We start from the raw sequence: 9,166 nt of genomic DNA, 5'->3' as shown, positions 1-9,166 counted from the left end.
TTGTGTTCTCCATTCGTTTCTAGTTGCTAAAAAATCTGTAGCATTATCAGACAGTTCATTGCCCATGTCGTGCAAAAGCATATCGGAATATGGTCGAATGGTTTGATTTCTCAATGCTGTAATTGAATAAGTGCTTCCAGTTTGTATTTTTGGAATATGACAACTGGCACATTGAATATCATTGAATATTTTCTTCCCTTTTAATACATTCTGATCGGAAACATTTCTTCTTGCAGGAACAGCAAGTGAACTGGAATATAATACAATTTTATCGAAATTATCATTTGATATTTCAGGACTTCCGCCGTTTGGAATCGAACTTAAATCGACACTTGGAGGTGCATTTTCATTTGGAAAAATACTGGTTGTAATTCCCATATCGCCAGAAAAAGCGCCAGCAACTTGTTGGCGAATGCTTGGCTGATTGGCTTTCCAGCCAAAACGACCCAATTTTTGTGAATTTGATTCAATATCGTAAACATAATTGGCTTTTCCAGAAATTCCATTGCTATTATTTGCTGTTGCAAAACCTAAAATAGTAGTTTCCGGCACTGCTTCGAGCAAACCTAAACCTATAATTTGGTTTGCAATTCTTGGGGAAATTAAAATTCCACCCGACAAATTACCATATCCTAAATTATTGATTTGGTAAGTTGGTTTTTGAAGTTCAACAATAGTACCATCAGCCAAAGTTTCTGTAATTATTTGATATAAAATACTATATTTTCCTTTAATAACTTGGCCTAAAATAGCATTATCTTGTAATTGATTTCCATAAATTGGATCTGAAAAAGCTATCCCGTTAGGATGAGTTCCTGCTAAACTTAATCGCAACAATAAACCACGAGCTAACTGACCATCAAAAGCTGGCGGTCTACCGCGACCATCTTTAAAATGACAGCTGGAACAATTGTTGGCGTTAAAAAAAGGACCTAAACCATCACGTGCTGTTGTAGATGCTGGCGATGATACCCAACTTTGTCTAAAAAAAGAATTTCCGATTCCAAAATCTGATTGCTCATTTTGGGTTAAATCTTTTGCAAAAAAACCAAAAGCTTCCTGAGTTGAGTTAAAAACAGTCGCTTCTCCTCCTGAATATTCTTCACGATTTTCTGCGTTAAGCTTTTCTTCAACTGGAATGTTTTCATAAACATCTTCTTCACAACTAATAAGTTGCAAAGTAAAAAGGATAAGAAAAATTTTGTAGACAAATTTCATAATTGAAAAATAGAAAAAGTGTCCTTTTAATTAAGAACACTTTGGTTAATTTTTTTTAAAATTATTAGTTAACAATAATTCCAATTTTAGTTGCACCATTTAAAAGGTTAGCACCTAAATTTTTAAATTGTAAAGCAGCTACTTTAACTTTCGCACCTTCAGTAGAAGTTTCTCCTCCAGAAATTGCCAAATCGAAAGGATTCAATATAGCATTTGCTTTACTTAATGACAATGTTATCGAAGCATTTGTGTCGGTATTTGCTTGTGCATTTGCTTGATTTACTAAATCTTCCAAAGATACTCCATCTATTGAACCATATTTTCCTTGGTAAACATTTATTACGCCTTGCAAATTCAAAATTATATCACGATGTGTATTATCGCTAAAACAAGAATGCTCATCTTCTTGATCTGCATTTCCTAGAGCCACTTCCATGCGCTCATTAGGCAACTCAGCTAAAATTAAAGTAGTAATTCCTAAATACATATTTTTGAGTGCCACATTTTCTACCAGTCCTAAAAAGGTGTTTCTATAGGTACCATTGACTTTCCATTGATCTACAACATATTGCAAATTATCGGTCAACAAATCAGCACAAACTCTGAGGTAAAGTGCGCGCCTTGCTTGGTTTGATGCTGTTCCGCCTATTGTCAAATAATCAGTATATGGTCGTTGTCCAGATAGATTTGCAGATGGAGCAGTTAAATCTTGTCCCCAAAGTAAAAACTCAATAGCATGATAACCGACAGATATATTTTTTTCATCAATATCTAATGCATTTTGACCTTCTAAAGTTGCTTTATCAATTGTTGGATATAAAGTAGGATTATTTATAATTCCTGCATTTGCAGCGCCATTAACATAATCGACAAAATTTTCATCCATTGGCCAAGAATTAATTAAACCTTCAGGCGCTGCATTTCCAGTATCTATTGGTCCATTTGCGAAACGGAAAGCTTCTGTTGTGCCGTAACTTTCACGAGATAATTTCCATTTTGCTTTGGCATTATCAAAATTGACTTGTGTAGGAGTTGTTGTGAAAGTGACAATTGCTGTTTCTAAAATTACTGCATCATCGTAGGCTTTTAGATAATTTGCATAAGCAATATTGGCATAATTTTCTATAACCTGCTTTTTTGTTATGCTGTTATCAATTGGAGTTTGTCCATCATCATTATTACAAGAGAATAAAAATGTTCCTGCAATTATTAACAAAAATGATTTTAAAAATATGTTTTTCATATTATATTTATTTAGAATGATTAAAATTAAGCAAATATAATTTGTTAAATTTAATATGCAAAATTATTTAGAATTATTTTAAATAATTATAAGGTGTTAAGCTGTTATCGAAAATTTAGTGATACAAAAGATGTAATTCTTTAACGAGAATATAACAAAAGTTAAAATTAAATTTTATTTATAATTATTCTAAATAAATTTTGTTTTATAAAAAATTTGATTTTATATTTGCATTATTATTTTAATTCAATCTAAATAAACAACATTATGTCATTCAGAAATTTATTATTAATCGCACTTTTCTCATCTTCAATATTTATAGCATCTTGTTCAAATGATAACGAAGATACGCCTGTAGTAACTCCTCCAACGGCAGGTTATTCAGTTCCTATCACATACACATTCGATAGAAATTCGGCAACAACAGTTGATTTTTCTGGACAATCAACAAGAATTTTAATGCTGGATGAAATGAGCAACTATGTGAAAACACAAGCAACGTCATCTCTTGTTGTAGATAACACACTCCTACAATCTATGTTTACAAATACTAATAATGCATTTTCAATTGCTGCATTAAACACTTCTGGAAAACAGTTAAAAGATAAAGTTGCTGCATCGAAAGATTATTTTGGATTGTTTTTAGGAGGCGGATCAACAACTGAACAGCTTGCAGTTAGAAGTTTTTTTGAATCAAATTTTTTAGACCTTAATACCGCAAGTCAAGGCACAACTGCTTCTGTGGGTGTTGCTGGAAAATATGGTGCTGGCGCTTCTACCCGATATTTTTCGGCAAACGGTTTAGAACCAGTTCAAGTTTTTTTGAAAGGAACAATAGGTTCGCTATTTTTAGATCAGGTTGTAAATAATTATTTGAGTTTAAACAAACTAGATGAGGCATCAAGTAGAGATAATAATACAACTAAAGTGTTGGAAGCCAACACCAATTACACAAAAATGGAACATACATGGGACGAGGCTTATGGAAATGTTTTTGGTGCAACAGGCGATAAATTTTTATCTGAATACATTACAAAGGTGAATGCTGATACAGATTTTAACTCTTTGAAAAATGACATATCACTTGCTTTTAGAAAAGGTCGTGCTGCTATTGTTGCAAATGATTATGCTACACGCGATGCCCAAATTACAATTATAAAAGAAAAATTGGCAATGGTTGTTGCTGTTCGTTCTGTATTTTATATGCAAGCTGGCAAGAGTAAATTGATTACAGATAATGGTGCTGCTGCTTTTCACGATTTGTCTGAAGGTTATGGTTTTATTATGTCATTAAGATATACTAATAAACCTGGAACCAACAATCCATATTTCTCAAAATCTGAGGTTGACACTATGTTGGCTTCACTTACAAGTGGCGCAAATGGACTTTGGACAATTGACACATTGGGTGCAAAATTGGATGTGATTTCATCTCAAATTGCTGCAAAATTTGGCTTTACGGTGGCGCAAGCAGCTACTGTAAATTAAGTAAATAATTAACTTTTGTTAATTTTAAAACGTTGAAAAATAATTTTAAATTTGTTAAAATTTATTTTAATCAAAATTATAATGTTTCATAAATTTAAAAAGTACGAAAAAATATTTTAAAATGAAAAAAATAATCGCAATTTTCGCACTACTCATCATTGGTTTTGCTTGTTCGGAAAACGAAGATCAAACGGCGCTTGAAAATAATTATGATAGAACTGCGCTTTTAACCAATTGGGCAGACAATATTATTGTACCTAGTTATGTAAATTATCAATCGAAAGTGCAAGTTCTAGCTACAGATGTGACAACTTTCAATACGACCCCGAATAGTACAAATTTACAACTTGTAAGAACATCTTGGTTTGAAGCTTACAAAGCCTACCAATATATTTCAATGTATAATTTTGGAAAAGCTGAAGAAGTTTATATCAAAGAATCATCTAACACTTATCCAACAAATGCGGTAGGAATTGAGGCTAATATAAGTTCGGGAAATTATAATCTAACTTTACTTTCACAATTTGACAAACAAGGATTTCCTGCTTTGGATTATTTAATAAATGGTTTGGGAACCAGCGACGCTGCTGTAATCGAGTTTTATGTTACGAATGCAAATGCAAATAATTACAAACAATATTTAAGTGCGGTTTCAAACAGACTTACTTCAAATGCAAATAGCGTTGTAACCGATTGGAATTCAGGCTACAAGAACAGATATATTTCAAATAATGGCACTTCTGTTTCGAGTGCTGTAAATTTTACCACGAATAATTTTGTAAAAAATTTAGAAAAGGATATTCGTACCGGTAAATTAGGTATTCCTGCAGGAATATTTTCTAGCGGTGTTTTATATGCCAACAAAGTAGAAGGTTTTTACAAAAATGATGTTTCTAAAATTTTATTAAATGAAGCAATAAAAGCTTCTCAAGATTTTTTTAATGGCAAAAATTTTAATTCTATAACAACCGGACCCAGTTTAAAAGGCTACTTAGACTTTTTGAATACTGTGCGAAATGGTCAAAAATTAAGTGATATAATCAACAATCAATTCACAGCTGTATTTGCAGCTAACAATCAACTCAATAATAGTTTTTCTACACAAGTTACCAATGATAATGCTAAAATGATTTTGGCTTACGATGCTTTACAAAAAAACGTGATTTATACCAAACTCGATATGATGCAAGCCTTAAATATTTCTATTGATTATGTAGATGGTGATGGCGATTAATAATGAAATTTAATATATATAAATATTTGAATTCCTATTCAGAATCCGCAACGCTAGCATTTTTTAGGCTAGCGTTTGGTTTTATGATGTTTTTTAGTCTAATCCGTTTTGCAAGTCACAATTGGATCGAAGATTTCTACATAAAACCACAATTCCATTTTACCTATTATGGTTTTGGTTGGGTAAAACCAATGGGGAATTACATTTATTTATTATTTATGATTGCCTGTATTACAGCATTATTTGTGGCAATGGGTTACAAATATAGAATTGCCATTATAACTTTTTTCTTAAGTTTTACTTATATTGAATTGATTGATAAAACGACTTATCTGAATCATTATTATTTTGTTTCCATCATTAGTTTCCTACTCATATTTCTACCAGCAAATGCATCGTATTCTGTCGATGCTTTTAAAAATTCCAAAATTGCATTTCAAAAAATTCCAAAATGGAATATTGACATTCTAAAATTACTACTAGGAATCGTTTACTTTTATGCAGGATTAGCCAAACTTAATTCAGATTGGCTACTGAATTCTATGCCTCTGAAAATTTGGCTTCCCAATAATTCAGAATTACCATTAATTGGTTCTTTACTAAACGAAAACTGGGTGCATTATGCATTTTCGTGGACAGGAATGATTTACGATTTGAGTATTGTGTTTTTATTATTATACAAACGGACTAGGATTTATGCATTCGCACTGGTTATTATTTTTCATGTATTGACAAGAATTTTATTTCCAATAGGCGTTTTTCCTTATATAATGATTATTAGTACTTTAATATTTTTTGATGCTGATTTTCATAAAAAATGCTTGCAGTATTTATCGAATTTATTTCGATTTAGTTATACTATTTTTGAAAACGGAAAAGTAAAAATTCAAAATTATAATGCGACTTATAAACTAAAATTAACTTTTATCAGCTTATTTGTTGTGTTTCAATTATTGTTTCCTTTTCGCTATTTTTTATACAAAGATGAACTTTTTTGGACTGAGGAAGGTTTCCGTTTTTCGTGGCGCGTTATGATAATGGAAAAAGCAGGTTACACTCAATTTATTGTGAAAGATAGTATTACTAAAAAAGAAATAAGAATAAATAACAGTCATTTTCTAACTACTTTTCAAGAAAAACAAATGTCGTTTCAACCAGATTTTATTCTGGAATACGCTCATTATCTTTGCGAATATTATAAAAACCAAGGAATACAAAATCCCGAAGTTTATGTAGAAAGTTATGTCGCACTTAACGGTCGATTGAGTAAAAAATACATCAATCCAAAAATAAATCTTGCCAACGAATATGAATCATTCCAACATAAAACTTGGATATTACCTTTTAACGATGAAATTATCGGATTTTAAATTTTTAGTATTTATACTTTTTAGCTTCAATTGTTTTTCTCAAAATATAATTTCAGGAACGATAACTTCTACTTCTGGCGCAAAATTACCAATGGTAGAAATTTATAATAAAACAGATGGAACCAAGCATTTTTCTGATAAAAATGGTGTATTTGCCATTGAAGTTAATCAATCTGGAAATTATAGTTTTACATTTTATAAAGAGAATTATTCTATTCTAGAAATCGAAATTTCAACATCTGAAACCAATAAAAAAATTGTTTTAGAAAAAATTACCAATCTTTCGGAAGTTGTCATTAACAATCAGAAAGAAAAAATATTTGCGCTAAATAAATTGAAAGATATTGAAGAAACTGCCATTTACGCAGGTAAAAAAACCGAAGTAATATCTATAAGTAAAATTACAGCCAATAAAGCGACAAATAATGCGCGACAAATTTTTGCTCAAGTAGTTGGTTTGACAATCAATGAAAGTTCCGATGGCGGATTGCAACTCAGCATCGGTGGTCGCGGATTGGATCCAAACCGAACTTCAAATTTCAACACGCGCCAAAATGACTACGATATTAGTGCCGATGTTTTAGGTTATCCCGAAAGTTATTATGCCACACCAACCGAAGCTTTGGATGAAATTCAAGTAGTTCGTGGCGCTGCATCATTACAATACGGAACACAGTTTGGCGGATTAATTAATTTTAAAATCAAAAAACCAACTTCAAAACCTTTCGAAATTACTACTAGAAACACTTTTGGATCGTTTAATTTGTTTACCAATTTTACTTCTGCTTCTGGAACTAACGGAAAATTTAGTTATTATTCTTTTTACAATTACAAACAAGGCGATGGTTTCAGACCCAATTCAAAATTTGAAAGTAAAAATTATTTTGCCAACTTAAATTATCAATTTACTGATAAAACTTCTTTGCATTTTGATTATACACATTACGACTATTTGGCGCAACAAGCAGGCGGTTTGACTGATGTTCAGTTCATCGAAAATCCGTTGCAAAGCAATAGAACTCGGAATTGGTTTGCTATAAATTGGAATTTATTTGCTTTAAGATTCAAACATAAATTTGATACTAATGCTGATTTTTCACTGCAATTATTCGGATTGGATGCCAGTCGTAAAGCAGTTGGCTACAGATCGAATCGGGTTTCAAACCCAGATATTCTTGGTACAGAAAGAGATTTAATTGTGGGAGAATTTGTGAATTGGGGCGCAGAAGCAAGGTTTTTAAAACGCTATAAAATAAAGAACAATACGAGTGCTTTTTTGATTGGTGCTAAATATTACCAATCGGACAATTCAGGAATTCAAAATGCTGGAAGTTCTGGGACAGATGCCAATTTTACAATTGCCGCTGATGAATTCCCGTTGTATCAAAATCAATCAGATTACCGATATCCAAATTTAAATTTTGCAATTTTTGGAGAAAATATTTTCAAAATAACACCAAAACTTTCAATAACGCCAGGTTTTAGATTTGAAAAAATAAAAACCCAAGCCAATGGTTTTTATCGTAAAATAAATCTTGACTTTGCAGGAAATGTTATTCTTGATCAAAATAATGTAGAAAATAATGTAAAAGACAGAAATCTTTTATTGCTAGGTATTGGGCTAAGTTACAAACCTAAAAACCGAATCGAATTTTATGGAAATGTTTCTCAAAATTATCGTTCAGTAACTTTTAATGACATTCGAACTGCCACGCCTAGTTTTGAAATTGATCCAAATATAACAGATGAAAAAGGTTATACTTCAGATATTGGAATACGAGGACAAATTGGAGATAAAATTACCTTTGATAGTAATATTTTTGGGTTGTATTATGATGATAAAATTGGAGAATTCAATACAACAAATTCACGAAATCTATTCATTCGTTTTCGAGGAAACCTTGGGATAGCCATGACCTATGGTTTTGAAACGATGTTTGATTGGAGTTTGAGTAAAACTTTTTTAAAGTCAAATGAAAATTTTAATTGGTCTGTTTTTTCAAATGTTTCAATAACCGATTCTGAATATTTAAAATCTGATATTGCAAAAATTCAAGGTAGTAAAGTAGAATTTGTGCCTTTAATAAATCTTAAAACTGGAACAGGAATTGGTTATAAAAACCTTATGACCGCACTTCAGTTTAGCTATGTTTCTGAGCAAATATCAAGTGCCAGTAGTGATTTAAGAAAAAACGATATTAATAGTGGTATTTCTGGTAATATACCAGCTTATTATGTGGCCGACTTTTCTTGCTCGTATAAATTCAAATATTTTAAAATTGAAGCTGGAATTACCAATTTTACAAACAATAGCTATTTTACGCGTAGAGCCACAGGTTATCCAGGTCCGGGAATTATTCCATCAGACAATAGAACATTTTATACTACATTGGAGTTTGTATTTTAATCTTCTTAATTTATTAATTATAGAACTTTACAACGCTATCGCCAGCGTAAAAATAATTGTTGCTATTCCTACCCAAATCAAGGTTTGACTAAGTAAATAAATCCAAATTATAGAAAACTTTGGTTGTTCTTCTAGTATAAAAATATTTTCACTTCTGTTTTTGGAAGTATGAGAATTTTCGTTGTTTGAGATTAAATGTTGCATAA

The 9,166-nt window shown here is 31.2% G+C and carries 7 protein-coding genes; 4 read left to right on the top strand and 3 right to left on the bottom strand.

Annotation, left to right across the window (positions count from 1 at the left end):
- The coding region (locus RMN92_RS06340; protein WP_309608625.1) for a di-heme oxidoredictase family protein at nucleotides 1-1,218 on the bottom strand (1,218 nt) is incomplete at its 3' end.
- Between the two features lie 64 nt (nucleotides 1,219-1,282).
- Nucleotides 1,283-2,461, bottom strand: coding sequence for an imelysin family protein (locus RMN92_RS06335; RefSeq protein WP_309608624.1), 1,179 nt, complete (start codon nucleotides 2,459-2,461; stop codon nucleotides 1,283-1,285).
- 267 nt (nucleotides 2,462-2,728) lie between these two features.
- On the opposite strand from RMN92_RS06335, the gene RMN92_RS06330 reads away from it, so the two are divergent.
- The 4 genes from RMN92_RS06330 (at nucleotide 2,729) to RMN92_RS06315 (ending at nucleotide 8,960) form a co-directional block, all read left to right on the top strand.
- Complete coding sequence (locus RMN92_RS06330) at nucleotides 2,729-3,949, top strand: DUF4856 domain-containing protein (RefSeq protein ID WP_309608623.1); 1,221 nt, start codon at nucleotides 2,729-2,731, stop codon at nucleotides 3,947-3,949.
- A 121-nt stretch (nucleotides 3,950-4,070) separates the two neighbouring features.
- Entirely contained in the window at nucleotides 4,071-5,183 is a 1,113-nt protein-coding gene (locus RMN92_RS06325) for an imelysin family protein (RefSeq protein ID WP_309608622.1), read from the top strand.
- 2 nt (nucleotides 5,184-5,185) lie between these two features.
- Nucleotides 5,186-6,553 carry an HTTM domain-containing protein gene (locus tag RMN92_RS06320; RefSeq protein ID WP_309608621.1) on the top strand — a complete coding sequence of 456 codons (1,368 nt, stop codon included), beginning with the start codon at nucleotides 5,186-5,188 and terminating at the stop codon, nucleotides 6,551-6,553.
- Nucleotides 6,534-8,960, top strand: a complete 2,427-nt coding sequence (locus RMN92_RS06315) for a TonB-dependent receptor domain-containing protein (RefSeq protein ID WP_309608620.1) — start codon at nucleotides 6,534-6,536, stop codon at nucleotides 8,958-8,960. The genes RMN92_RS06320 and RMN92_RS06315 overlap by 20 nt, the downstream gene beginning before the upstream one ends.
- A 27-nt stretch (nucleotides 8,961-8,987) precedes the next feature.
- On the opposite strand, the gene RMN92_RS06310 is transcribed toward RMN92_RS06315, so the two are convergent.
- Nucleotides 8,988-9,164, bottom strand: a complete 177-nt coding sequence (locus RMN92_RS06310) for a hypothetical protein (RefSeq protein ID WP_309608619.1) — start codon at nucleotides 9,162-9,164, stop codon at nucleotides 8,988-8,990.
- Nucleotides 9,165-9,166 lie beyond the last annotated feature (2 nt).

The organism is Flavobacterium sp., assembly GCF_031363805.1.
Classification (GTDB): domain Bacteria; phylum Bacteroidota; class Bacteroidia; order Flavobacteriales; family Flavobacteriaceae; genus Flavobacterium.
This window is presented reverse-complemented; position numbering and strand designations above follow the sequence as displayed.